1 protein-coding gene is annotated in these 744 nt (G+C 69.8%); it reads left to right on the top strand.

Annotated features, from left to right (window positions below):
- Positions 1-27: 27 nt before the first annotated feature.
- Positions 28-744: glycosyltransferase family 2 protein (locus ADK55_RS17785; protein ID WP_234350113.1), on the top strand; the 717-nt coding region annotated here is incomplete at its 3' end.

The following is a 744-nucleotide window of genomic DNA, read 5'->3' as shown; positions in this document are numbered from 1 at the left end:
GGATCCGGCGGCGTTCATAATCTCTGCATGCCCCACGAACGTCTCCCCGACATATCGGTGATCATCGCTGCCTACAACGCGATGCCCTACCTGACCGAGTGCCTTGACTCGGTCGCGGGCCAGACGCTGGGCATGGCCCGGCTGGAGATCATCGCGGTCGACGACGGGTCCACGGACGGGACCGGCGCGGAGCTGGACCGTTTCGCCGCCCTCCACCCACAGGTGCGGGTGGTGCACCAGGCGAATTCCGGCGGCCCGGGCGGCCCCCGCAACAGGGCCCTCGACCTGGCCCGGGGCCGGTTCGTGTTCGCCCTGGACGCCGACGACTACCTCGGCCCGGAGGCGTTGGAACGGCTCCTGACGATGGCCGACGCGCAGGGCAGCGACATCGTGCTCGGCCGCCACGTGGGCCTCGGCCGCACCGTCTCCGAGAAGGCCTACCGCCACACCGAGGTCGCGGACCTGTACACCTCCGAGGTCTACCGGTCGCTGCACGTCGCCAAGCTCATCCGTCGCCAGATCATCGAGGCCGACCGCATCCGCTTCCCGGTCGACCTCTGGTACGGCGAGGACCAGGTCTTCGTCACCGCCGCCTACCTGGCTGCCGGCACGATCTCCGTGGTCGGCGACTACGACTGCTACTACCTGCGCCTGCGCGAGGACGGGCAGAACATCACCTCGCGCAGCCGGACCGCCGACGAGACGGTGCGCCACATCGAGCGCGTCATGGCCCTGGTGGCCGAG

Source organism: Streptomyces sp. WM4235, from assembly GCF_001279725.1.
In the GTDB taxonomy this organism is placed as follows: Bacteria; Actinomycetota; Actinomycetes; order Streptomycetales; family Streptomycetaceae; genus Streptomyces.
Note: the sequence above shows the minus strand (reverse complement) of the source record. Positions and strands in the feature narration are given on the sequence as shown.